We start from the raw sequence: 23,373 nt of genomic DNA, 5'->3' as shown, positions 1-23,373 counted from the left end.
CCTCAATCGTTGGCTCTGGTGGGCAAGTCACAGCAGGATTGGTGCTTTCAAGGAACTTTACCTCAAGATCAAACGTCACAGGGAGCACATACTGAATGCAATAAGGCTAGGCATGAGTAACGCTCGAATTGAAGCTACTAATAACAAAATCAAGCTGATTATCCGTAAGGCATATGGTTTTCGCAACATCCAAAACATGCTCGATATGGTCTACTTAGTATGCTCGGATTTGAGTATTCCACTTCCTAACAGAAAACCTCGAGGCGCATGATCAGCATAAATGCTGGGGATGATGGCATTTTTCACCCACCATTACCCCTGAAGAGCCATATTTTTTCACAATATATCCATTTCAGTTCTGCAGCCCCTGTATACGGTTTTTGCTATGTTTTTTCAGGAAACTTCAAAAAATTATTTTTTAAAGAATCCCTTATTTATCACTATTTCAGGATACTTTTTGTAAAAAAAGTTTAAATTTTAAAAAATTTTTAAAAAAGTGCTTGCATTATAAAAAAAACCGTAGTAATATATCACTTGTCGCTAAGACAGAGCGACACAAACATCAATAACCAAGCGCTTCTAGCTCAGTTGGTAGAGCACCTGACTCTTAATCAGGGTGTCCAGGGTTCGAGCCCCTGGAGGCGCACGCCGAGTACTGTTTTGTGAGTATATCTCATGGGGCGGTACTTTTTTTGCGCTTATTAATTCTAATGTATACTTTTTGCGGTATACCTGATTTTCTTCCAAAAATTCAATAGTCAGGTTAACTGACAAAAGATTCATACTTATAAACAATTTATAGCAAATGTGATGAATCATTATTTGCAACAATTCACCCTTTATACTATTCATTCATATAGCGGATGAACAATTTAATCATCCTTTTCATTCCTTTTCTGTAAAGTAGGCTTATATGGATGAATTATTATCTCTCAATATAAAATATTTTTCTTGATGACACACCCTTATTTTCAATTACTGAACGATAGTATGAAAATGATACATAAAAATTTCATCCGAAAATATTATTTTTTTATATTAAGATCCAACTATGTTAATAAATCAGTCATCCCAAAATGAATTCCTTGTACTTCCGGATGAAGTTACCACGAATACAGCCGGATAATATACATTTTTGAATTGCACCATCCAAAAGGGTTTAAGCAAAGTATATACCCATCACTATTTTGCATAAATTTACAAGAATAATTAAAAAGCCAGGAGCATTGCTCCCAGCTTCTAATCATGATGCATCATCTGCATCCATTATTTTCCTTAATACTTCTCCAGATCCGCTGTCCTCACAGGCTCACCATTAAGCAAAATATACCCCTTTGGCAGCGTTGCCACATCAATACTTTTATACTTTACTTCATTATGGCTATGTGGCATCGTTCCATCAGAATTATCCTTCTTATGCCTGTTTGCAGTATCGTAAACGCCTTTCTCTCTATGCTTGTGCGGCATAGCTGAAGTCTCTCTCTGGATCATAGCACCTGAATAATTCTTATCTGTGCGACCTTTTGTTGTATCCCCCTTAGCCGCATCTATATTAGTACCATAAGTTTTTACAGGTGCACCTGTTTTAGGAGCTCCCGCACCTGTATTGGACTTATTCTTTCCTGCAAGCTTCATAACCCTGAATATCAAGCCTAAAATTACAATGCCCCAAACAATAATACCTTCCACGTATATCACTCCTCTTCAGATGATACATTCTCCGCTTCTTCAGGATGCTCAAGCATCTTCTGCATGGTCTTCCAGCCAAGAACCGCGCACTTAACTCTTGCAGGCATGTGTGAAATATCCTGAAGAGCTGCTGCCTCATCAAGCTCCTCAAGCTGTTCCTCATCCTTTATTTCTCCCTTTATCATGCCCATAAAGGTTCCTGCAAGCTTAATAGCATCTTCCTTCGATCTTCCGATAACCTGATCTGCCATCATGTCTACAGAAGCCTGGGAAATAGCACATCCTGAGCCTGAAAACATTGCATCCTCAATAACATCATCTACTATTCTTAGCTGAAGTGTAATATCATCACCACAGCTGGGATTTACACCCCTGAGCACAAGATCTGGATTCGCCATTTCCCCCTTATGAGAAGGGCGGAGATTGTGCTCGTTAACAATTTCTCTATAAAGTCCTTTTAAATCCATATATAACCTCATACGGTGCTTACACACCCACCTTTCCATGAAGATAGAAAGGCTTTTAATAGTATATTTCTTATAAAATCAATTTACATTATGTGGCATTAATCCTCATATCCCATAACAGAACGTACCTTGGCAAGGTGCTCCAGAAATCTGTCAACTTCCTCTTCCGTGTTATAGAAATATACGCTGGCTCTTGCTGTGGAACCTGCACCAATAAACTGCATAAGTGGCTGAGCACAGTGGTGACCTGCTCTTACACACACATGATCATCATTTAAAACCGAAGAAATATCATGAGGATGAACGCCGTCCATTGTGAAAGTGACTATTCCGCTGTGCCTTGCAGGATCAGAAGAACCGTAAATCTTAATATAAGGCAGCTTTTTCATACCTTCCATCATTCTTACAGTCAGCTTGTGCTCCTGCTCTGCGATAAAGTCAAATCCAACCTTCTGAAGATACCTGATAGCAGCTTCAAGTCCTACCGCACCGGCTGCATTAACAGTACCTGCTTCAAATTTGTGAGGAAGCTCTGCATAGGTCGCGTCATCCCTTGTAACATATTCTATCATTTCTCCGCCTGTAAGGAAGGGATTCATCTTATCCAGCAAAGCCTCTCGGCCATATAATACTCCGATTCCCATGGGTGCCATGAGTTTATGGCCTGAAAAGGCATAAAAATCCGCACCGATTTCCTGAACATTAACCGGGATATGCGGCGCAGCCTGCGCACCATCCACTATAACCGTAGCTCCCTTTTCATGAGCATAGGCAGCTATTTCCTTAACAGGATTTGTAATTCCGAAAACATTGGATACATGTCCTATTGATACAATCTTAGTCTTATCCGTTATCTTACTCTTATACTCGGACTCTGTGATAACTCCTTCTTCATCGGGCTCCAAATACACAAGCTTTGCTTTTTTCTGCCTTGTGACCATCTGCCAGGGAAGAATATTGCTGTGATGCTCCATCACACTGATAACAACTTCATCACCTTCGTTTACATTATCAAGGCCGTAGCTGTATGCCACGAGATTCATTGACTCAGTAGTATTTCTGGTAAAAATGATCTCCTCAGTCTTAGCTGCTCCAATAAACTCTGCTACTGTTTTTCTGGCATGCTCGTATCTCTCTGTAGCATCAACACTCCAGTCATAGAGTCCTCTTAAGGGATTTGCATTGGAATTCTCGTAAAAATCCTTAATTGCATCAACTACGCACTCTGGACGCTGCGAAGTCGCTGCATTGTCAAAATATATGTAATCCCCTTTGTTAAGTATAGGGAAGTCTTTGCGGTAATCTTCAGGTCTGGACATTTCAACTCCTTACAATATCGTACGTATAAACTGCTGAATTCTGATAATGATTGCTTCATCCGGAATCATTCTTGCTATACTCTCCATACGGGCACGGATCATCAGCTTTTTGGCTGCTTCTTCATCAATTCCGCGACTCTCCATATAGAAAAGAGTATCATCACCAAGCTGTCCGATTGAAGCGCCATGACGTCCATCGACGTCCTCCTCTCCACAGAGAATAACAGGTATTGTTCTGTTTACGGCGTCTGAACTGAGAAGAAGTGTATCCTCCTGCTCATCGCCTACAGAACCTGCACTTCCGGGTTTAAAATCAAGAGTTCCGCGGAAGGTCTTAACAGCTTCATCAAGAAGAACTCCTCTGAATACCATATTTGATTCAGTTTTCTTACCCATCTGGTCAGCAACATAATTCATGTCATAGCTCTGCTTATGACGGCACAGATATCCTGTGTGGTTATTAAATACACTCTTGTCTCCAAGAAGTGCCACTCTGCAGCCTCCCCAGGTATTTCCTGCACCCAGCTGCATATTTATTGTCTCAATATCAGCCTTATCATCACAGACACCGCCAATATCATCAAAATGAGCAATCTTTTCACCAAGCATCTGAACCTTTATAAGATTTATCTTTGCACCTTCCTCGGCCAGAAGTCTTGTCTGGATTCCCAAAAATCCATTAGTTTCAGGCTCTGAATCATATTCCATGATTACGGTTATCTCAGAATCCTTTTTCGCATGGATAACCTGATTTCCAAGAACGCAGTCTCCATCCTTAAGATCAAATCTTATCATCACAGGTTCAGATACCTTGCAGCCTTCATCTGCAGTGATTACTGTTACGGGAACCTTCATCTCCTGCATAAGGTTATCAATCTGTGCTCCCATTCCGGTGCGTACACTCTGAGCATCATTTAAAGGTGCTGTATCACCGTTTGGTCCGGGAACATCAGTCTTTTTGCTTTCAGCCTTAGCATTTACAGCATCAAAAAGCTTGCGTACATCCTCTTCTGATGCTTCCTTATTTACGGATACTCCGTCCTGCCCATTTTGCATTTCAGGACTAAAGGTATCCTTAATCTTTATATCCTTTATCTCTATCTCACTGTCATTTGACTTTAAAAACCTGTAAGTCAGGGCAGGAAGATGATTAACTTTCATATTTATATCCACTTTCTCAGCCTCCTGACATCTCAAGCTTAATCAGATTGTTCATCTCAACAGCGTATTCCAGCGGAAGCTCCTTTGAAACAGGATTCGCAAACCCACTGACGATCATAGCTCTTGCATCTGTCTCTGAGAGACCTCTGGACATCAGATAGAATACAGCTTCATCACTGATTCTGCCTATCTTTGCCTCGTGTCCAACATCCGCATCATCAGTTCTGATATCCATTCCTGGAATAGTATCTGCACGTGAAATGGAATCAAGCATAAGTGAATCGCAGGAAACAGAAGTCTTGGCATGCTTTGCTTCCTTATTGATAATTACGGAACTTCTGTAGGTTCCGATACCGCCTGACTTGGAAATGGATTTTGTAGATATCAGGGATGATGTATATTTTCCCTGATGAACTACTTTGGCACCTGTATCAAGGTTCTGTCCTTTTCCCGCAAAGGTTATTCCTGTGTATTCCATTGTGGAATGATCACCCTTAAGAATTGTCATAGGATATAGGTATGAAGTATGTGAACCGAAGGATCCGGATACCCACTCCATACGCGCGCCTTCCTCAACAAGCGCACGCTTGGTGTTGAGATTGTACATATTCTTAGACCAGTTCTCTATAGTTGAGTAACGAAGTCTTGCATTCTTTTTTACAAAAAGTTCAACGCATCCCGCATGTAAGTTAGCCACGTTATACTTGGGAGCTGAACATCCTTCGATAAAATGAAGGTCTGCACCCTCATCCACAATTATCAGAGTGTGCTCAAACTGGCCTGCTCCTGCTGCATTCAGTCTGAAATATGACTGAAGAGGTATATCAACCTTCACTCCCTTGGGAACATATACGAAAGAGCCACCTGACCATACCGCTCCATGAAGCGCTGCATATTTGTGGTCTGTAGGCGGTACCAGCTTCATGAAATACTCATGAACCATATCCGCATATTCTCCTGTCAGGGCACTCTCCATATCTGTATAAACAACACCCTGCTCAGCCACTTCATCCTTTACATTATGATAAACAAGCTCAGAATCATACTGGGCTCCCACACCTGCAAGAGATTCACGCTCTGCCTCAGGGATACCAAGTCTTTCAAAGGTATTCTTTATATCCTCGGGAACATCCTCCCATTTGCCCTTCATGTCAGACTTTGAACGAACATAGGATGAAATAAGATTCATATCGAGATCATCCGTATCCGGACCCCAGTCAGGCATCTCAAGCTTGTTATATAATTCAAGAGACTTTAAGCGGAACTCCCTCATCCACTCGGGATCATGCTTCTCCTCGGAAATCTTTCTGACAATATCCTCGGTAAAACCATCTTCCATGCGGTAGAAGTCCTGCTCGTTCTCCACATCCTTTATGTCATAAACACTGCGGTCTATATCTACAACCGCTTTATTATTATCAGCCATCTTTTTTCCTATCTTAATTCAGCGGACTGCATCCGTCGCAGCCTTCGCATCTTACATATTTTTCAAAACCGTGTTCATTTATCTCTTCTACAAGACTTCCATCACCTGTTGTCACGATATGTCCTTTTACAAGTACATGTGTATAATCAACATGAAGTGACTCAAGAATCTTTGTACTGTGAGTTATGATAAGGAGTGCTCCGTCCTTCTTTTTCTGATACTCCTGAATTCCCTTTGATACAGTTCTTACCGCATCAACGTCAAGTCCTGAATCAGTCTCGTCAAGAATTGCAAGTTTTGGATTAAGCATAAGCATCTGAAGAATTTCTGCCTTTTTCTTCTCACCGCCTGAAAATCCTACATTAAGATCTCTGTCCGCATAATCACCGTCCATTGTGAGAAGATCCATAGCCTCTGCAAGCTGCTTCTTATATTGAAGAAGCTTAACAGGCTTACCTGTCTGCTCATGATATGCATTTCTTATGAAGCTTCCAAGAGAAATTCCCGGAACCTCAAGAGGATTCTGAAATGACAGGAACATTCCTGCCTTTGCTCTCTTATCAGCAGACTCCTTAGTAAGATCCTGGCCATCAAAAATGATGGATCCGTCTGTTACGTTGTAATGTGGATTACCCATGAGCGTATATCCGAGAGTTGACTTACCTGCTCCATTAGGTCCCATAAGGACGTGGGTCTCTCCTGCCTTTATTTCCAAGTTTATGTTGTGAAGAATCGGCAATTCCTCAACTGATGCAGATAGGTTTCTAACCTGCAATAATGACTGTTCTGACATTTGCGTTACTCCTTTAAACCAATTAAACAGTGCTCAAATGCACATAATCCGAATTATTATAGCATATATTAAGGAAAAGATGAAAAAATAGTGCATTTTTATGTCATATTATTATTTACCTATTAAATTACTAGGTATTATATTAGCTATGTAAAAAAATTGCAACAGCATGGGAAAAAATCCCTGATTTGCAAAAGAATACATAAAATGCTTAAATAAGTACATGTATTGTAAGCAATGATTTAACTTTGGAGATATTATATGAATTTTTGGATTCCTGTTTTGGAAGATACAATAGTAGACGGCATTAAAATACTACCGTTCCTGTTCATCACTTACCTGATAATGGAATATCTTGAGCATCGCACCGGTGATAAAACTCAGTCAATGGTCCAAAAAGCCGGTAAATTCGGACCTTTGTTTGGAGGTCTTTTCGGAGCCTTTCCTCAGTGCGGATTCTCAGCTGCTGCCTCAAACCTTTATGCAGGGCGAGTCATCACTTTGGGAACTCTTATTGCCATTTACCTCTCAACCTCAGACGAAATGGTTCCATTATTCATATCTTCCCAGGTACCTATATCAAAGATGATAACAATAATCTGTATGAAAGCTGTACTGGGAATTTTTTATGGCTTCCTAATAGATTTCGTTATAGTTCACTACAGAAGATGGAAAAAAAGAGCTGAAACAGAAAAGATGAAAATTGATGAGCTCTGTAAAAGAGAGCATTGTCACTGTGAAGAAGATACCCCAAAGATATCAGCTCACAGAGGACGTAATGAGTCCCCCGACCTTGCTGTAAATAAGCCCATAAGTAAAGCCCAGGTAGCAAAAGAAACCAGTACAAAGCATGAACACTCCCATGAACACGAAGGGCATGGTAATATTCTTCGTTCAGCTCTTGTACATACGGTTCATATTTTTATATATATACTCATTTTTACGCTTGTTCTAAATGCACTTATTGAGTTTATAGGTGAAGATGCCCTCGCAGGAATCCTGCAAAGTAACACCGTCCTTAGCCACGCTGCTGCAGGTATTATAGGACTTATTCCAAACTGTGCTGCCTCCATTGTCATAACAGAGCTTTATATAAACGACATTATAACTTTCGGTGCGATGATGTCAGGATTACTTGTAGGTGCCGGTGTTGGTCTTTTAATTCTGTTTCGCGTAAATGAAGGTACCACCAGAAATATACAAATTACTTGTCTTTTATATCTGATAGGCACCTTCACAGGATTATTGCTTGATTTAATTGGTATAGCCATTTAATCGGCTTTTTCGTTCTTTATCATTGGAACCTTAACGATGAATCTCATTATATGATCACCATCTGCTTTAGCTTCAATAGTACCGCCATGTGACGTCGCGATTGCCCTTGCTACGGATAAGCCAATTCCGTACCCGCCGCTCTCGCGACTTCTTGATGTATCGGCCCTGTAGAATCTGTCAAACAATCTGTCCAGTTTTCCTTCAGGAACCTTATCACAGGTATTTGTTACTTCAAATATGGCATTTCTCATACTGTTGTCACTACTGAGGCTCACATTTATACTTCCTTCTTCGGGTGTATACTTAATTGCATTATCAATAAGTAGTGTACAGAGCTGATTAAATGCATTCTTATCTCCGTTTATATGTATATTTTTCCCAATATCGACGGTATATTTTATCTTTTTAAAATCCGCCATTGCGTTAAAATACATCGTAGCATCTTCTGTAATCTTGCTTATATTGATATCTGAAAATACCAGATGGATATTTTCTTCTTCCATTCTTGAAAGTGTAAGGAGATTCTTAACAAGACCATCCATCCTCTTTATCTGATTCTTAGTGCTTTTTGTCCACTCACTCTTTCCCGCCTCAAGCTCTATTACATCCATATTTGCGGAAATAACCGCAAGAGGTGTCTTAAGTTCATGTCCCGCATCGGTTATAAATCTCTTCTGCTTTTCAAGTGATTCCACCACAGGCGCAACTGCTTTTCCCGAAAATAGATAAACCAGTATGAACATTGCAATAAGTGCAATAAGTCCGATAAGAAGAGTTCTTAAAAGAAGCATATTTGCATTGTAAAAACCATTGCTGCAATCTACAAAAATGATCAGACAGGAGCCATCATCCTTCCTCGAAATCAGATATCTGTAATGTTTATCCACATATCCCCTTGTATTCTTCTGATTATAGAAAAGCTCCTTAGCATAATTACTGGCATCTTCTGAAGAAATGGCCGCTATATGCCCGGTGTTAATTTCAATCGGCTTTCCATTTTTATTTAGCTTTACCCAGAAATATCTTGACTGAAAAGGAAGTTCAAGCGTTCTGTTATACTCCATTTTATCGCCAAAGAACGGTCCCTCCGCGGGCGGACCCTCAGCTTTATCTCCATTGCTATCATCATCCTTTGTGTTCTTTCCATCAGGTTTTGTAAGCTTTTCCTTCATCTCAGGAAACATTCCGTTATTTTCGGAAAGAATGCTCAGAATATCATCCGCTCCTGCCTGAACCTGTATGTAATTAGCCACATTAATAAATCCGATTATTCCAATCAGAATCACCAGAAGTGATAATGTTGCGGTAAGGACAAACTTTTGTCTTAGCTTTTTTACCATTTAATCATTCCGCCTTTTCATGCATGGAGTATCCAACTCCGCGAGAAGCCTTGATTTCACAGGTTGCATCCAATGATGTGAGCTTTTTTCTAAGATTTGATATATAAACCCATACTACGTTTACATCTGCCTCACCATCAGCCCATATCCTGTCCATAAATGCATCCACAGAAATAACTCTTCCCGGATTTTCCATGAGCATCTCAAGCATCTGAAACTCACGTCCCACAAGTCTTATCGGTTCATGTCCCGGTGACTTAAGCTCATATCCTGCTCTGTCAAGCTCAACATTTCCACACTTTAAATTATTAGGAGCAAAGTCTGCCTTTCTTCTTGTCATTGCACGTATTCTCGCAAGCAGTTCTCCCATTTCAAAAGGCTTTGTCAGGTAATCATCAGCGCCCAGATCAAGCCCCATGATTTTATCATCTGTCTCAGATTTAGCAGTCAAAAAAAGAACAGGAGTGGATATACCCTTTTCGCGGATTTTTTTTAATACCTCTGTTCCCTCTAACCCGGGCATCATAATATCAAGAATGATACCGTCATATTCGCTGGCAAGAATATAGTCCAGAGCATCCTGTCCGTCATATACGGCATCCACCGTATAGCTTGAATGTTTCAATATTGCCACCAGCGCATTTGAAAGTTCTTTTTCATCTTCAGCAAGAAGAAGCTTCATTATGTTTTTCCTCCGAAAATATAAGTTAATTCCATCATATCAGATGCATAAATAATAAAATGTAAATTTTATATAAACTATTATTCTGAGTAATATTCCAAAAGCATAAGCTCCACTACTCTGTTGTAGCTTGCTTTTCCATCACCTACGCCATTTACCTTAAGCGTGGTATCAACAAATGTATCTGCTGCCTTTTTTACTGTTTCAGTATCTAAAACCGCTGTATCCTCCACCTTTTTCCAGTTTTCATCAGTCAGAAATATATTGTCATCCCAGACTGTTTCGGAAACTGCAACATGAGACTTATATTCCTCCTTGGTTACATTTTCATAAAAGGCATTATTCACATAATTAAGTACCCCAAGATACCCACTATACTGGAAAAAAAAATCATCCGAACCCGTACATGCCAGATATGCGAGGAAATTGGCCTCATCCTCAAATATGTAGCTCTTGGTATGAGCAAGTTCATGACACATAGTAAAAGGCTTGTTGGTAACATACATTATATCGTTATAATTAGCTTCCATTGAAAATGGAAAGTAATATCCTTGCATATACTGCTGACTTATAAACCCTGATGAAAGAAGAGCCTTAGGCGTCACATAAAAACCTGACAGCTTTGGAAATCTTTCTCCCAGTGCCTGCATGGATTTTTTTGCTGTATCCTTCATTTCATTTTCATCGTATATAAGTGTTCCATCCTCTTGCCTCTCTACCTCTGATGACAACTCATTACATTTATTTACGATGTAATCCCTCAATTCCCCCAACTCTTCAACAGTAAATTCCCTGCTGCCATCTTGGCCATTACTGTCAGTGTTGCTATCATCTTCTCCGCTTACAATCTTGTAAGAATCCTTAATTGGAGTACAGTGATAGTTTATAAAACAGTTTAGAGTCATGATAAGAGAAATCATGACAAGCAGAAGTATGGTGTTTTTTCTTATTTTTTTAACAAAGGGAATTAAAATAAGCCAGATTATACCTGCAACAATAAGAAATTCTCCCACTGAAAAGGAAAACATGGAGGTTAATCTTCCATAACTTTCAACCCATAGCGGAAAGGTATACCTTGTGTAGTAGTCTGAAAATTCGGGAATCAACCAGGAGAAAACATTTAATACAATTGTAAGAACAAACGCAAATACTATTATTTTCTTTTTCACGTCGAATGTTTGCCTTTATATGATTTTGTCTTTTATTCCTTAATATATTATACTCCTAACATAGGAGACCTAAAACATGTCAAAAAAACACCTTTATGCACTAGCTATACTAATATGTTGTACAATGCTCTCAGCCTGCAAAGTATCTGAGGAAAATCTCTCCAGCATTACAAAAGCCAGGGATGAACTTACTCAGCAAAAAGGATTTGCAGAGGAAATCTACGGAAAGCTCACTACCGATGCCTATGGAGAAGATCTTTTAGCATATGAAACACAATATAATGCAATTACTGATTTTGATACTGAAAAATTAAAGGATAAGGATGTCCAGGAGCTGCTCCCTAAAATAAACAATCTAACCGAATCCTATAAAACACTCTATTCCGAGATGGAAAAAGAACTTGAAGTCGAAGGAAACGCATTGGCAGAGTCTGCAAAGCATACCGAAATTCTGTGCTATATCGAGAATAAATCCGGGTCGGAGTTTAACTCTATTATTCTAAAGGATACCTCTTTGGCTACAGAAACAGAAAACTACCTGAAAGAAGGTACAACGCTTCCCTCCGGTAGAATTCTTACAGGAATAATTCTTCCTATAAACCTGGATAGTAATTCCCGCATTCTCAGTGTTACCGATACTCTCGGCAACGTCTATGACTATGCTCTGAATATAGAAAACATAAGCTCTGCCGCGGAAAACGGAATCTCCATCATTCTTGGCATCCCCGAAAATGGAGCAGAGATCAGTTCCTATTCATCAAATAACTGATTTTTTAATTCTGTCCATCCTGATTCTGCATTTCTGCCGGTGGCTGTCCTTCAGGTTTTTCACCCTGCATATTTTGCATATCCTGTCCCTCAAGCATTTCGTTTTTCATTCTTCTCCCCTGGCCAAGACCGGCACCTCCATGGCCACCCATAGTTCCTACTGATGCACCTGCTGTAGTTGACTTATCACTCACTGTTATTGTATCAGTGAAATCACCTGCAGTAATTGTGTACTCACCTTCAGCTAAATCTTCAGAACTAAACACTACTGAAGATGCTGTCTTATTCAGTGTATATCCCATGCATGTATTTCCATCATTGTCAGTAATTGTGATTTCTGTCCCTGCTTCCAGACTACTCTCAAAGCCATACAAAATCGAATATTGTTCCGACTCCGAGCTAAATGTCTCAACCATACCACTTGATCCCACTGCAATTACCGTTCCACCTGAAATATATGCTGTACCTCCTTTATCAAGAGGACCATTTCCGTCATTGACAGGACCATCTACTACTACATAGCCCCCATCTATATAGATGTCTCCATTAGAGTCAATTCCATCTCCGTCAGCATTTACATATATATCACCGCCACAGATATGGATATAAGCATTTTCGTCATAATCCATGCCACCTCCCATCTGTCCGAATCCTGACTCATCCTGGGAAGTACTTGTTGATGCATTAAGTCCGTCATCACTTGACTTCACCTTAATAGTTCCGTCAAGAATCTCTATGGTATCTCCTTCAAGGCCTTCATAGCTCTCTGTTACATCAATATTACCGCCGCATATGTAAAGCACAGTCGCTGCATGGATACCGTCATCCTGAGCATTTATAGTAATATCTCCACCCTCAATGTAGACATACCCTTTACCTGATTCCTCCTCATTGCTCGTATGGATTCCGTCCTTATCCTTACCGCTTATCAGATTAAAGTTTCCATTATTTATCCTTACGGAATCCTTGCCCTCTATTGCATTACCCACAGCGGTAATATTGTATGTTCCTCCTGTAAATTTCACATCATCTTTTCCGACTATTCCATTAGCATAGGATGCGTTTATAGTAAGACTTCCTGAGCCGTTAAATGTAATGTCATCCTTACTGTAAATCACACCATCAACATTTGTTTCACTGTCTTCCTGTATATATTCCGACCCGGAATCAGATAATGAATTTTCCGTTCCCTGTGCCAGTGTCACAAAGACCTTATCTGCGCATTTTACATATATGCATGCGCTGTCATCGTTAGTTATGGTCACACCATTTAAAACAATCTGAACCTTCTCACTGTCATCTACATCGACAATGATCTGTCCTTCCTTCAGTTCTCCGCTGAAAATGTACGTACCTTCCGAAGTAATCGTGATGGTTGTTCCATCTGCATTCACTCCTTCTCCTGTCACCTCAGCACTACTGTCACTAAGCGTTATGATAGTTGAATTTGACTCATCATATCCTGTATCTATATCCCTTTCAGTGAACATTCCTTCCAAATCCAACTCTGATACGGATGTCACTGCACCTATTGTTGTAGTATCAGTACTCATGTTTACTGTTGATACCGTTTCTGTATTACTTATGTTCTCAGCTGTTTTTTCTGTATCTTCACTTTCTATTATCACTGAAGTATCCGTTGCATCATTTGCATTTGTTACTGTGCCGGCTGCTCCACAGGCAGCTGCACATATGCCAAGTACCATTCCTGTGGCAAAGATTATCGGTAGTGTTTTTCTTTTCATTGTATTAACCTCGCTATATCAAATGTGTAGTTACAGCTCTGCCCCTGCAAGAGCAACCGGTCTTGAGCAGGATATTTCCAGATTACCGTTCCTTTGTCTCATCTCATCGATCATTCCCTTGGTTGAAGCTTTACCTCTCATGGTAACGCTATATGTAAGTTTATAAAGACTTCCCATTCCGGTTGTTTTTACTTCTTCAAGCTCTGCACTTGTTGTATATCTTGCAAAAATATCATCAAAAATCCCTTCAAAGTCAAGACTCTCAGGAACTGTTATCTTAATCGTCTTTACTTCCGAACCTGCACCGCCGAATCCTATAGTCTTTAACACATAATTAATAAGTGTTACTACTATGGCAAATAAAACCGCTAATCCTATATATCCCATTCCTGTCGCAAGTCCCACTGCCATGGCAAGAAAAATATTTGTAATATCCTGTGCTGAACCCGGCTGAGACCTGAATCTCACAAGACTGAATGCCCCTGCAACCGCTACACCTGCGCCAAGATTACCATTTACCAACATGATAACCACCTGTACTATCACGGGTAGTAATGCCAAAGTTATCGCAAGACTTCTTGATGCTCTTCCCTTTAAACCTGCCATAAATGCTATATATATTCCTACCGCAAGGGATACAAGTGTTGCTGAAATAAAAGCACTTCCTGTGATTGTTCCTGACTCCATTACTGTTCCAAATAATAATTCATTCATTGTTCTATAATCTCCTTTAATAATGTTACTACACCTTATGCAGTAAGAATTCTCCTGTCTCTGATAATATTACCTTGCCTATTCTGATAGAAAGCCTCTCTGTTACCATCAGGATACATATAATCCAGATAACCTTTTCCGTATTTTGAAAATGATGTCTGTCTAATCTCAAGTTCATCAAGTATCCTGGCCATTTCCAGGGACATGGCTCCCGCAATCTTAAGCTCCATAAGATGCTGTCCCGGCTTCAATATGTCTTTACCTATATTACCGTGCTTAAGATTAAGATGACTTACTCTCCATCTTATATTTTCATCAAATGTTATTCGAAGTTCCGGATCATCGGTTCCAGCCATTGCTATCCTGTCATAGGATATTGCCATAGCAGGTCTTAATCCTCTGTAAAACCTCTTAAAATAATCTATCTCATGAGATATCTGAGATTCCTCAACAGGCTCCATTCCTTTGTTCAAGTACTCCAGAGCACTTTTATAATCCATTCCTATTCTTCTCTTATATACAATGCCTTCAAATTTTTTCTTTATCTCTATAAATGCTCTTGTGTCATCCTTTGGAATGCCATAGCTGCGAAGCCTCAATTTTTCTTTGTACACCGGTTTTTCAAGTGAAGTTCTTATAAGCGAGTAATTCGGTGTATCGTAATATATATTTAAGATGGAGGTCTTTCCGTACTCATCGACTCTTGCCATGTTTTCAAGTCTCTCTCTTATTGCTTTGTACTGAAAATCCTCCAACAGATATTTCGTTTCATATCTTTGAAAGGTATCTTTAAATCCGCTCATTATTACCTCATTTCTGTGCACCTATTCCTTTGTTCTGATGCAAGAATACATGTTTAACCTAAAACAGACCTAAATTCTTTAGATTTTCTTAAAAAACAGGGAAAGGTCTTAAAAAAGCGGAAAAAGCCTTGAATTCAGTGCTTTATAGGACTATAGTGTTTTTGCAAGAAAAGGTAAAAAGGGCAATGAGGAGAAAATATTATGGCAAAATTTAAACCGGATGACAAAGTCATCATATTAGACTATAATGGCAAACCTTTGGTACCCCAGGTAGTTGCCAGAATTGAAGAAGTTTATGAAGACGGCAGATATAGACTTGATCTTCCTGACGGAGCTGCATGTTTCGAATATGAAACTAATTTTCAGAAAGTTGATGAAGAGACCTATAAGAAATATTTACAGCTTGTAAGAGAAAGAGAACAGGATCTTCCTCTTGATCTCAAAATGGACATCCGTAAGTTTGTTGCCCAGCGTCCACGTCTTCGTCGTGAGATTTACAGAAATTACGAGCTTGATAAAAAATATGTAAGTATCATTCACGCTTATGCAGGACGTATTTCTATGTATGGCCGTGATAATATACCTGAGCAGTTCCTTTGGGAGTTTGAGGATGCCAAAAGAGGAATTGTCGCAACAAGGGCATTTTTCCATGATATTGATGAATCTATTAAGGAAGTAAGTGTTCCTGAGCAGGCTAATGCTCCTGTAATAGAGTAAACATGCGCACTTTGCGCATTTATTATAAAAAGCTGCTAATCTGAAAAAATTTCAAATTAGCAGCTTTTTTAAAATTCTTTAAAAATATTTCCCTGTGGCTTTACTTCAAAATCCATTATTTTATGTGTCACAGGATGTTTAAAGGAGAGCTTATAAGCACACAATGCAACATTTTTTACTCTAAGTCGTGCTGATGCTTCATCACTTTTATCTGAGCAGTATCTTCTGTCTCCAAGGAGGGGATGCCCCGCATTAGAAAACTGCGCACGTATCTGATGATATCTTCCAGTCTCAAGCTTTATTTCCACAAGAGATATTTTCTCAGATACATTTTCCCCTTCGAAATCCACCACGTTATTTTCTGAAATATCCTTTATGCATTTCTCGGAAATGACCTTATATGATAACAGGCATTTCTTTGCAGCTTTGTTTTTATCATCAGTATCGACAATTACAGCCTTTTTAGTTGCAGTGTCTCTATAAATATAATCCTGAAGTTCTCCCTCTTTCTCATCCTCAGTAAACGATCCATATGCCACAGCAAGATATGTTTTATTCATATCTCCTTGTGCCTTAACCTGTGCGCTAAGGTCAGCTGCTGCCTTCCTGGTTCTTCCAAATACGATTATACCCTCCACCGGCTGGTCCAGTCTGTGAATTACATGGAGAATTGTGGACTTGTTTTTAAAGCTTCCACTCCTCAGAATCTGCGTGCGCAGTATTGTCTCCATGTCAGGAGATGTGACACTGCTACTCTGTACCGCTATTCCTGCCGGCTTTGCGCATACTATTATGTCGTTGTCTTCGTAGAGTATTTCTATGTTCATAAAACCTCAAAAAAGACCCTCCTTTGCGGAGGGTCTTAATATCAAACCTTAAAGCGATATCCAACGCCCCAGATAGTTTCTATATACTGGGGATTAGAAGTATCAAATTCAATCTTCTCACGGATTTTCTTGATATGTACAGTAACTGTAGCAATATCTCCGATTGAATCCATGTTCCAGATTTTCCTGAAGAGTTCCTCTTTGGTAAATACGTGATTGGGATTCTCTGCAAGGAAAGTAAGAAGATCAAATTCCTTTGTTGTGAAGCTCTTTTCCGCTCCATCAACATAAACTCTTCTGGCGGTCTTGTCAATTCTAAGACCTCTGATCTCCACCACATCATTTGACTCATGGCCGCTTCCAACAAGTCTGGAATAGCGTGCCATATGAGCCTTAACTCTAGCTACGAGCTCTGAAGGACTGAAGGGTTTGGTGATATAGTCATCAGCACCAAGACCAAGACCTCTAATCTTATCAATATCATCTTTTTTGGCTGATACCATAAGAACAGGAACATCCTTCTTTTCACGGATTCTCTTACATACTTCAAATCCGTCCATTCCCGGAAGCATGAGATCAAGTATAACGAGGTCGAACTCCTCATTAAGGGCAGTCTGTAATCCCACATCACCGGAATTTTCAATTTTTACTTCAAAATCAGATAGTTCCAGATAATCTTTCTCGAGGTCAGCAATCGCTTCTTCATCCTCAACAATAAGTATTCTGCTCATACCAATGGCCTCCTGTCTTTTATGTTGTTTTATACGCTCTCAAAATCATGATCTACCACAGATTCTCCGTCCGCTTTTTCATGATATTCCATATACTTGCGAAGAACGAAGTGCATGCAGGTGCCCTCACCTTCATGACTGGTAGCCCAAATGTATCCCCCGTGGTCCTCTATGATTTTCTTTACTATTGAAAGTCCTATACCGCTTCCTCCCTGCTTGCTGTTTCTGGAAGCGTCGGTTCTGTAGAATCTGTCAAAGATATTCGGAATATCCTGAGATCCTATGCCCTTTCCGTTGTCCTCTATTTCAACTCTTACAGAGTCAACTTCATCTAGAATTCTAACATCAATGGTTCCCGTACCATCATCACGGCCTAAGTATTTAACACTGTTACTTACTATATTGTTAACTACTCGTTTAAGCTGTTCCGGATCTGCAACTATCTGTGTATCAGGTGCTGTAAGGTTGGCATAATTCAGCTTGATATCCTTACTATCCAGATCCATTCCTATTTCTTCTATGCAGTCCCCAAAATAATCTCCAACCACTATTCTTGTAAAATTATAGGGAATGCGGTTATTGTCGATACTTGAGTATAAAGTGAGTTCATTTATAAGGTTATTCATATCATTCGCCTTATTGTAAATCGTGCGAATATACTTCATCTGTCTCTCAGGGGTATCGGCAACTCCCTCAAGAAGTCCCTGAGAATAGCCCTTTATCGCTGTAATAGGGGTTTTAAGGTCATGAGATATATTACTTATCAGTTCCTTGTTCTGGCCTTCCCTTATTACCTTTTCATCGGCTGATTCCTTAAGCCTCAGCCGCATGTCTTCATAATTTCTGTATAATTCTCCTATTTCACCCTTATCACCTATATCTGTTGGCAGCATGTAATCAAAGTTACCATCCTTGATGTGCTGCATCGCGACATTCAGCTCATCAACCGGTTCGAAAAATCCTTTTCGTAGCCATGCAGTAAGTATCATACTTGTTGCGATCATTATCAGTCCAAATGCTATCACCATGTAGGTAATCAGACTGGTATAAGATTTGGCAACGGAATTCTGTATGATGACAAATGAAGCAACAACCAGGATAAAAGGTAAAATAACTATGGTCGCCGATGTTATCATCAGCCTGGTTCTAAAACGCATGTATGCTCCTTAAGTATATCATATTTATATCTCCGGAAATTCCTCCGGAGTATTGCCAAGTATCTCCTGCATAGCTCTGTAATACATGTCGTATCTTCCCTGTCCGGTGAGTTTTTCAAGCTCCTCAATAAGTTCCGGAGAACTCTCTATAACCTTGACTATGCTTGGATTATATCTGGTTCCGGCTTCATTCTGAAGCTCTTTTAGAAGTCTCTTGAAATCCTTTCCCTTAGTGTAGCTCCTGGTCAAAGTATCCGTACCTGCCTCAACCGAGTCGGCTATTGAAATCAGATCAATTATGATTCTGATAGGAGATTCTGTGTTGTCATAGTTTAAAGGATATCCGTGGAGACCATCATAGTGTTTGTGGTGTCCTATAATAACATCCGCATAGGGCAAAAGTGCCGTATTTTCCTTTGCAACCCTGAACCCTACCTCTGAATGCTTTCTAATTGTGGCATATTCTTTGGTATTCAGACTTCTGTTCTGCCTGTTTATAGTATCAGGTATGTAGCATTTTCCTATGTCATGTACAAGTCCGCTCATTGTTATAAATGAAAGCAGATAAGCCTTATTTTTCTGTATATCCTCAAGAGTCTCTATTCCTCTTATTCCAATAAGCTCTTCCGGCTTCTTTTCTATTATTCTCTGTCCGATCAGAGTTGCTATCCTGGCAACCATTTGGGAATGAATGTAGGTAAACGGCTGTCTTCTTACAATCATCTCCATTATGAACTGTACCTTGTTAAGCTCTCCCGAGATCATGGGACCTGCAGCGTGATACCACTGCTCACATATCGGTTGCATCTCCCCTGTAAAAAATCTATAGGGGATATTTGCAAGAATAGACTGTGACTTAGGCAGAAACTTTTCTATCCAGACTTCTCTGGTTTCATCATCAATCTCCATCTTGCCCAGTATCATTATGCACGTACAAGCATATTTAAAATGCCTCATAACAAGTTCTAGATTTATTGGATCATTCTTGCTGAAATCAGGTGTTGGAATAATCTCATTTATACTTTTTATTAGTGCTTCAAGTACATCTTCCGATGGTATCTCTCCGAGAAGCCATTTGTAGGTCACGCAGGTTCTAAAGTCTGGTGTTCCCTGCTTTTCACCATCACCATCCTTCGCTCTTTTGTAAGAATTCCCGAGAAGATCGAGATATCTGTCTCTGTCCTCTTCCGACAAAATATCTATGTTTATGGATTTTGCCATAAATGCATCATCCATTATCGACAGGAACTCTCTTATCTGTCTGTTGTCCTTATCAAGCTGCTGAACATTTTCGTTTTCCCAAAGCGCCCAGACTTCATCATAAAGTCTTATACTCTCTGTTTTTTCTGTATAAAAACCTGTAAGGTATGAAATTAAAAATAAATAATCCTGGAAAATAAACTCCCGAACTTCCGGAGTGGAAATCTGTGAATAGCGACTGGCCTCTTTTATTGATTTACGGAAATACTCAAGGGCAGTATCCATTCCCTTTTTATCGCCAACAGAGCGATAGAACTGTGCATACTCGCTACCCAGAACATGATATATTGCAACAAGAAATTCCGGTTCATCCATATCAATGAAAACCGGCAAAATCTTTTCACAGAATTCAGTAAGTACTACAAAGTCATGGTAATCATCAAAGAAAAATCCGATTGCAAGGTCATAGAGAAGCTCTGCTTCCTCAGGACTAATCTCTTCTGAGCAATTTTCCCATAGCTCCGCCATAAGCTCTTCATTCTCTTCAAAAACATCTCGCATAACATAGGCTCTCTCAGAGAGAAGCTGTATCCAGTCAAACGGATCCTGCAGAGTAAAAAGCTGATCCTCATAATTTTTAAGCTTTAAAGAGTTTTCAGTGTAAAGCTTCCTGAATTTCTCTGCAAGTTTTCTTTCTAACATCTGTACCCCTCAATACATTCTAGAAAAAGTATGCAAAATATCAGTTAAAATTATCATACCATATTTCGTTAATATGTGCTATGGGGACTGTAGTAATTGCACATTTTATTGGTATTTGCTAAAATTCATATACATTAATAAACAAGGAGGTTCCTATGAGCAAAAAGCGAAATTTCGTATTCTTCGGCTTATTAACAGCTCTTTTGGGTGGAGGAGCCGCTACGGCATCAGTTTTTTATGACATGGCTGTAGTACCAAAAAGGAAGACTCAGGAAGAAATCGAATCTGATCCAATTGACGCAAAATCAATAAAGTGGCTTAGAAATGCCCCTGAAAGAGAAGATGTATATATAAATTCAATTGATGAATTTAAGCTTCATGCACACTTTTTAAAAGCATCTGAGGAAAGCCATAAATATGCCATCTGTATCCACGGTGTAAAAAGTGATGGAGAGTACATGGCAATGTATGCAAAGCATTATCATGACCTTGGCATAAATGTTTTACTTCCCGATAACCGCGGCTTTGGTCAAAGTGAAGGAGATTATACCGGATACGGATACTTTGACCGTCTCGATATTTTGGAGTGGATTTACTACATAATAAGAAATGATAAGGAAGCCAAAATTCTTCTTCACGGTACCAGCATGGGAGCTGCCATTACTCTTATGACTACCGGAGAACATCTTCCCGACAATGTGGTATTTGCTGTTGCTGACAGTAGCTATACTACACTTATTGAAGAATTCATACATGTATATAAGATGGGAAAACACATTATTCCTGTTTCCATCTGTCTGTTCATTCTTCGCATGGTAATTCTTTTAAAATGCGGTTATGACATTAAGAAGGTTGATGTTCTTGAAGCTGTCTCTAAATCCAGGACGCCTACGCTTTTCATCCACGGTGATGAGGACAAGCTGATAGATCCGCATATGTCAGCAAGGCTTTATGAAAAATGTGCTGCACCCAAGCAGTACTGCCTGATACTAGGAGCTGCTCATGTAAAGGGTGCTTATGTTAATCCTGAAAAATACTGGAATAAAATTGAAAAACTAATGGAAAAGACTGGGTATTAAAACCCAGTCTTTTTTCACTTACTATCATCCTCGTTTATCTTTACTACCCATACCCCGTCTATTTTCTTCGCACATCCATCAGCAGGATATATAGGCATCTGTTTAAACTCTTCTGTCTCCATTATCTTCTCTTTTTTGTCTGAAGTAACATCTCCCGTTTCGAGTCCAAACCATATCTGAAGAACTCTGTCTCTGTTTGTGGGAAGGAAGAGTAAATCCTCAAGAGTTGCTCCCTCAAAATCTGCCAGCTCTTTACCATTCATGTCATGATTTGCAACCGGTAACGGGTCAGGATAAAATCCTCCGAGAATTGTCAGCGGCTCACCATACTGGAACCCTTCTGCCTCTTCAAGCTTAGACAGTATCCTGTTGTAATACTGCATCACTCTGTTCTGTGCTATATAGCTCCTGTAATATGCATTGTTAATAACTCTCGCACTTGAATAAAACTCAAGCAACAGGGTTATAAAAATAATCGATGCAAAAAATACCAATCCTTTATTTTCCCTGCCTGTTGTAAGAAGTCTCTCCATTCCTGCTATTATCATAAAGTAAAATACGCTATAGGAGTAGATCATCACAGTTGACGCATGAGAAAGCTGCGGTGCCATAACATAAACAAGTCCTAGTGCAAGTGGCAGTATTATCAAAAGTATTACTGACAAAATCAATCTGACAGGTTTTATATATATCTTCTTTTTTATGAAAAGGATCACTATAATTCCAATCAAAAGAATTACAAGTACCCTGTTAAAAAGTGTGGGCGATCCCTTCATGAAGCTCTCAGGCGCAGTTATGAAATATTGCAGAACCCTGTGATAAGCTCTGAGAACTGCCAAAAGAATATCTCCTGCAGAGGTATGACCTATATCACTAAGTCCCTTATAGTCACTTAAATCCACAAATTTCAGGCTTATAAGGTATCCGCCCATTGCAATTCCGAGGCCGATAATACTTCTTAGACCTTTTTTTACAATTATCAGAATATCTCCGCCATCTATCAGCATTAGGAAATATAACAGTACAAACAACGATGCAGAAAGTCCGAAATACGCCTGATAGCATGCCATGCTGAAAAACTGAAGCACTGAACCAAGTATGAATCCTAATTTATATTTTGAAGTGATCTGTACATTAATTGTGCTGGCTAATATTGAAAGGGCAAAAGTCGGCGCAAGATACATATAGTACATATTGCTGGCTGTACTTGGAATCGTCATCATAGTAATTCCTATAAGAACCGCTCCGGTTATACTCTCAATTTTCAGTGTATTTACTATAACGCAGGCAGCTATTGAGAGAATTATGATAGCCATTATTCCGTTCAGTGCAGGACTTGACCAAGGTGAAAACAGGTCATGCACCGGTTCCTGGAACCATCTTCCCAGAACCTTTCCTCCACCCACTCCCGGTACACATACGATATCATCAAGATTCGTTATCTTATTTGAAAGCATATAAAAATGAACCAGCAATCCTGTTATAAGGCTTACTGAAAAACAGAATCTGTCAGTAATCGGAATGCTGCTCCATATTTTTTTCAAAAAATCAGGCATTTGCTTCTTTTCTTCCATCGCAAACTCCTCTTTAATTATTTAAAATCGAATTC

The 23,373-nt window shown here is 39.5% G+C and carries 22 protein-coding genes and 1 tRNA gene; 6 read left to right on the top strand and 17 right to left on the bottom strand.

Annotation, left to right across the window (positions count from 1 at the left end):
* Window positions 1-271: transposase (locus G602_RS0105870; protein WP_026658146.1), on the top strand; the 271-nt coding region annotated here is incomplete at its 5' end.
* Between the two features lie 302 nt (window positions 272-573).
* A tRNA-Lys gene (locus G602_RS0105860) sits at window positions 574-646 on the top strand.
* A 629-nt stretch (window positions 647-1,275) separates the two neighbouring features.
* Here the strand turns inward: G602_RS0105860 and G602_RS0105855 are convergent.
* From G602_RS0105855 to sufC, 6 genes are all read right to left on the bottom strand, one after another.
* Window positions 1,276-1,689 carry a hypothetical protein gene (locus G602_RS0105855; RefSeq protein ID WP_026658144.1) on the bottom strand — a complete coding sequence of 138 codons (414 nt, stop codon included), beginning with the start codon at window positions 1,687-1,689 and terminating at the stop codon, window positions 1,276-1,278.
* Between the two features lie 5 nt (window positions 1,690-1,694).
* Entirely contained in the window at window positions 1,695-2,156 is a 462-nt protein-coding gene (gene sufU / locus G602_RS0105850) for a Fe-S cluster assembly sulfur transfer protein SufU (protein WP_026658143.1), read from the bottom strand.
* A 98-nt stretch (window positions 2,157-2,254) separates the two neighbouring features.
* Window positions 2,255-3,475 carry an aminotransferase class V-fold PLP-dependent enzyme gene (locus G602_RS0105845; RefSeq protein WP_026658142.1) on the bottom strand — a complete coding sequence of 407 codons (1,221 nt, stop codon included), beginning with the start codon at window positions 3,473-3,475 and terminating at the stop codon, window positions 2,255-2,257.
* 9 nt (window positions 3,476-3,484) lie between these two features.
* On the bottom strand, window positions 3,485-4,648 hold the full coding sequence (locus G602_RS25400) for a SufB/SufD family protein (RefSeq protein WP_049945079.1): 1,164 nt from the start codon (window positions 4,646-4,648) through the stop codon (window positions 3,485-3,487).
* A gap of 4 nt (window positions 4,649-4,652) precedes the next feature.
* Window positions 4,653-6,062, bottom strand: coding sequence for a Fe-S cluster assembly protein SufB (gene sufB / locus G602_RS0105835; protein ID WP_026658140.1), 1,410 nt, complete (start codon window positions 6,060-6,062; stop codon window positions 4,653-4,655).
* A 13-nt stretch (window positions 6,063-6,075) separates the two neighbouring features.
* A complete protein-coding gene (sufC, locus tag G602_RS0105830; RefSeq protein WP_026658139.1) occupies window positions 6,076-6,855 on the bottom strand; it encodes a Fe-S cluster assembly ATPase SufC in 780 nt (259 codons plus the stop codon).
* Between the two features lie 261 nt (window positions 6,856-7,116).
* Here sufC and G602_RS0105825 point away from each other — a divergent pair, with 261 nt between their 5' ends.
* The gene (locus tag G602_RS0105825; protein ID WP_026658138.1) at window positions 7,117-8,130 is read left to right on the top strand and encodes a putative manganese transporter; all 1,014 of its coding nucleotides are present in this window, start codon (window positions 7,117-7,119) and stop codon (window positions 8,128-8,130) included.
* On the opposite strand, the gene G602_RS0105820 is transcribed toward G602_RS0105825, so the two are convergent.
* The 3 genes from G602_RS0105820 to G602_RS0105810 all read right to left on the bottom strand — a co-directional run bounded on the left by G602_RS0105820 (window position 8,127) and on the right by G602_RS0105810 (window position 11,321).
* On the bottom strand, window positions 8,127-9,470 hold the full coding sequence (locus G602_RS0105820; RefSeq protein ID WP_026658137.1) for a sensor histidine kinase: 1,344 nt from the start codon (window positions 9,468-9,470) through the stop codon (window positions 8,127-8,129). The two genes, G602_RS0105825 and G602_RS0105820, sit on opposite strands and share 4 nt — an antisense overlap.
* A gap of 4 nt (window positions 9,471-9,474) precedes the next feature.
* On the bottom strand, window positions 9,475-10,152 hold the full coding sequence (locus tag G602_RS0105815) for a response regulator transcription factor (RefSeq protein WP_026658136.1): 678 nt from the start codon (window positions 10,150-10,152) through the stop codon (window positions 9,475-9,477).
* 80 nt (window positions 10,153-10,232) lie between these two features.
* Window positions 10,233-11,321, bottom strand: a complete 1,089-nt coding sequence (locus tag G602_RS0105810; protein ID WP_026658135.1) for a DUF3810 domain-containing protein — start codon at window positions 11,319-11,321, stop codon at window positions 10,233-10,235.
* A 76-nt stretch (window positions 11,322-11,397) separates the two neighbouring features.
* On the opposite strand from G602_RS0105810, the gene G602_RS0105805 reads away from it, so the two are divergent.
* Window positions 11,398-12,090, top strand: coding sequence for a hypothetical protein (locus G602_RS0105805; protein ID WP_026658133.1), 693 nt, complete (start codon window positions 11,398-11,400; stop codon window positions 12,088-12,090).
* A 4-nt stretch (window positions 12,091-12,094) separates the two neighbouring features.
* On the opposite strand, the gene G602_RS25395 is transcribed toward G602_RS0105805, so the two are convergent.
* The 3 genes from G602_RS25395 to G602_RS25390 are packed head-to-tail and all read right to left on the bottom strand — an operon-like array spanning window position 12,095 to window position 15,351.
* Window positions 12,095-13,834 carry a carbohydrate-binding domain-containing protein gene (locus tag G602_RS25395; RefSeq protein WP_049945077.1) on the bottom strand — a complete coding sequence of 580 codons (1,740 nt, stop codon included), beginning with the start codon at window positions 13,832-13,834 and terminating at the stop codon, window positions 12,095-12,097.
* A 30-nt stretch (window positions 13,835-13,864) separates the two neighbouring features.
* The gene (locus G602_RS0105795) at window positions 13,865-14,548 is read right to left on the bottom strand and encodes a DUF4956 domain-containing protein (protein WP_026658132.1); all 684 of its coding nucleotides are present in this window, start codon (window positions 14,546-14,548) and stop codon (window positions 13,865-13,867) included.
* 35 nt (window positions 14,549-14,583) lie between these two features.
* Complete coding sequence (locus G602_RS25390; RefSeq protein WP_044931195.1) at window positions 14,584-15,351, bottom strand: polyphosphate polymerase domain-containing protein; 768 nt, start codon at window positions 15,349-15,351, stop codon at window positions 14,584-14,586.
* 201 nt (window positions 15,352-15,552) lie between these two features.
* On the opposite strand from G602_RS25390, the gene G602_RS0105785 reads away from it, so the two are divergent.
* Complete coding sequence (locus G602_RS0105785; protein ID WP_026658131.1) at window positions 15,553-16,068, top strand: hypothetical protein; 516 nt, start codon at window positions 15,553-15,555, stop codon at window positions 16,066-16,068.
* Between the two features lie 68 nt (window positions 16,069-16,136).
* On the opposite strand, the gene G602_RS0105780 is transcribed toward G602_RS0105785, so the two are convergent.
* From G602_RS0105780 to G602_RS0105765, 4 genes are read right to left on the bottom strand one after another with little or no spacing between them, the layout of a single operon-like run.
* Window positions 16,137-16,895 (bottom strand): RluA family pseudouridine synthase, encoded by a 759-nt coding sequence (locus G602_RS0105780; protein ID WP_026658130.1) that lies wholly within the window; start codon window positions 16,893-16,895, stop codon window positions 16,137-16,139.
* 41 nt (window positions 16,896-16,936) lie between these two features.
* Window positions 16,937-17,626, bottom strand: a complete 690-nt coding sequence (locus G602_RS0105775; RefSeq protein ID WP_026658128.1) for a response regulator transcription factor — start codon at window positions 17,624-17,626, stop codon at window positions 16,937-16,939.
* Between the two features lie 29 nt (window positions 17,627-17,655).
* Complete coding sequence (locus G602_RS0105770) at window positions 17,656-18,783, bottom strand: sensor histidine kinase (RefSeq protein ID WP_026658127.1); 1,128 nt, start codon at window positions 18,781-18,783, stop codon at window positions 17,656-17,658.
* A 24-nt stretch (window positions 18,784-18,807) separates the two neighbouring features.
* Window positions 18,808-20,685 carry an HD-GYP domain-containing protein gene (locus tag G602_RS0105765; protein WP_026658126.1) on the bottom strand — a complete coding sequence of 626 codons (1,878 nt, stop codon included), beginning with the start codon at window positions 20,683-20,685 and terminating at the stop codon, window positions 18,808-18,810.
* A 155-nt stretch (window positions 20,686-20,840) separates the two neighbouring features.
* Here G602_RS0105765 and G602_RS0105760 point away from each other — a divergent pair, with 155 nt between their 5' ends.
* Window positions 20,841-21,764: an alpha/beta hydrolase gene (locus tag G602_RS0105760; protein ID WP_026658125.1), complete on the top strand. Its 924-nt coding sequence runs from the start codon at window positions 20,841-20,843 to the stop codon at window positions 21,762-21,764.
* 14 nt (window positions 21,765-21,778) lie between these two features.
* Here G602_RS0105760 and G602_RS0105755 read toward each other — a convergent pair whose 3' ends face one another.
* Window positions 21,779-23,338, bottom strand: coding sequence for a glucosyltransferase domain-containing protein (locus G602_RS0105755; protein ID WP_026658124.1), 1,560 nt, complete (start codon window positions 23,336-23,338; stop codon window positions 21,779-21,781).
* Window positions 23,339-23,373 lie beyond the last annotated feature (35 nt).

It is taken from the genome of Butyrivibrio sp. AC2005 (assembly GCF_000424145.1).
Classification (GTDB): domain Bacteria; phylum Bacillota; class Clostridia; order Lachnospirales; family Lachnospiraceae; genus Butyrivibrio.
The sequence above is the reverse complement of the archived record's forward strand: the minus strand, read 5'-3'. Positions and strand labels throughout refer to the sequence as shown.

Excerpts from the sequence above, each read along its gene's own strand:
- G602_RS0105825 (WP_026658138.1), top strand. The coding sequence starts at position 7,117 with ATGAATTTTTGGATTCCTGTTTTGGAAGATACAATAGTAGACGGCATT.
- G602_RS0105785 (WP_026658131.1), top strand. The coding sequence starts at position 15,553 with ATGGCAAAATTTAAACCGGATGACAAAGTCATCATATTAGACTATAAT.
- G602_RS0105845 (WP_026658142.1), bottom strand. The coding sequence starts at position 3,475 with ATGTCCAGACCTGAAGATTACCGCAAAGACTTCCCTATACTTAACAAA.
- G602_RS0105755 (WP_026658124.1), bottom strand. The coding sequence starts at position 23,338 with ATGGAAGAAAAGAAGCAAATGCCTGATTTTTTGAAAAAAATATGGAGC.
- G602_RS0105770 (WP_026658127.1), bottom strand. The coding sequence starts at position 18,783 with ATGCGTTTTAGAACCAGGCTGATGATAACATCGGCGACCATAGTTATT.
- G602_RS0105780 (WP_026658130.1), bottom strand. The coding sequence starts at position 16,895 with ATGAACATAGAAATACTCTACGAAGACAACGACATAATAGTATGCGCA.
- G602_RS0105760 (WP_026658125.1), top strand. The coding sequence starts at position 20,841 with ATGAGCAAAAAGCGAAATTTCGTATTCTTCGGCTTATTAACAGCTCTT.
- G602_RS0105805 (WP_026658133.1), top strand. The coding sequence starts at position 11,398 with ATGTCAAAAAAACACCTTTATGCACTAGCTATACTAATATGTTGTACA.
- G602_RS25390 (WP_044931195.1), bottom strand. The coding sequence starts at position 15,351 with ATGAGCGGATTTAAAGATACCTTTCAAAGATATGAAACGAAATATCTG.
- sufC (WP_026658139.1), bottom strand. The coding sequence starts at position 6,855 with ATGTCAGAACAGTCATTATTGCAGGTTAGAAACCTATCTGCATCAGTT.
- G602_RS25395 (WP_049945077.1), bottom strand. The coding sequence starts at position 13,834 with ATGAAAAGAAAAACACTACCGATAATCTTTGCCACAGGAATGGTACTT.
- G602_RS0105820 (WP_026658137.1), bottom strand. The coding sequence starts at position 9,470 with ATGGTAAAAAAGCTAAGACAAAAGTTTGTCCTTACCGCAACATTATCA.
- G602_RS0105765 (WP_026658126.1), bottom strand. The coding sequence starts at position 20,685 with ATGTTAGAAAGAAAACTTGCAGAGAAATTCAGGAAGCTTTACACTGAA.
- G602_RS0105815 (WP_026658136.1), bottom strand. The coding sequence starts at position 10,152 with ATGAAGCTTCTTCTTGCTGAAGATGAAAAAGAACTTTCAAATGCGCTG.
- sufU (WP_026658143.1), bottom strand. The coding sequence starts at position 2,156 with ATGGATTTAAAAGGACTTTATAGAGAAATTGTTAACGAGCACAATCTC.
- G602_RS0105775 (WP_026658128.1), bottom strand. The coding sequence starts at position 17,626 with ATGAGCAGAATACTTATTGTTGAGGATGAAGAAGCGATTGCTGACCTC.
- G602_RS0105795 (WP_026658132.1), bottom strand. The coding sequence starts at position 14,548 with ATGAATGAATTATTATTTGGAACAGTAATGGAGTCAGGAACAATCACA.
- sufB (WP_026658140.1), bottom strand. The coding sequence starts at position 6,062 with ATGGCTGATAATAATAAAGCGGTTGTAGATATAGACCGCAGTGTTTAT.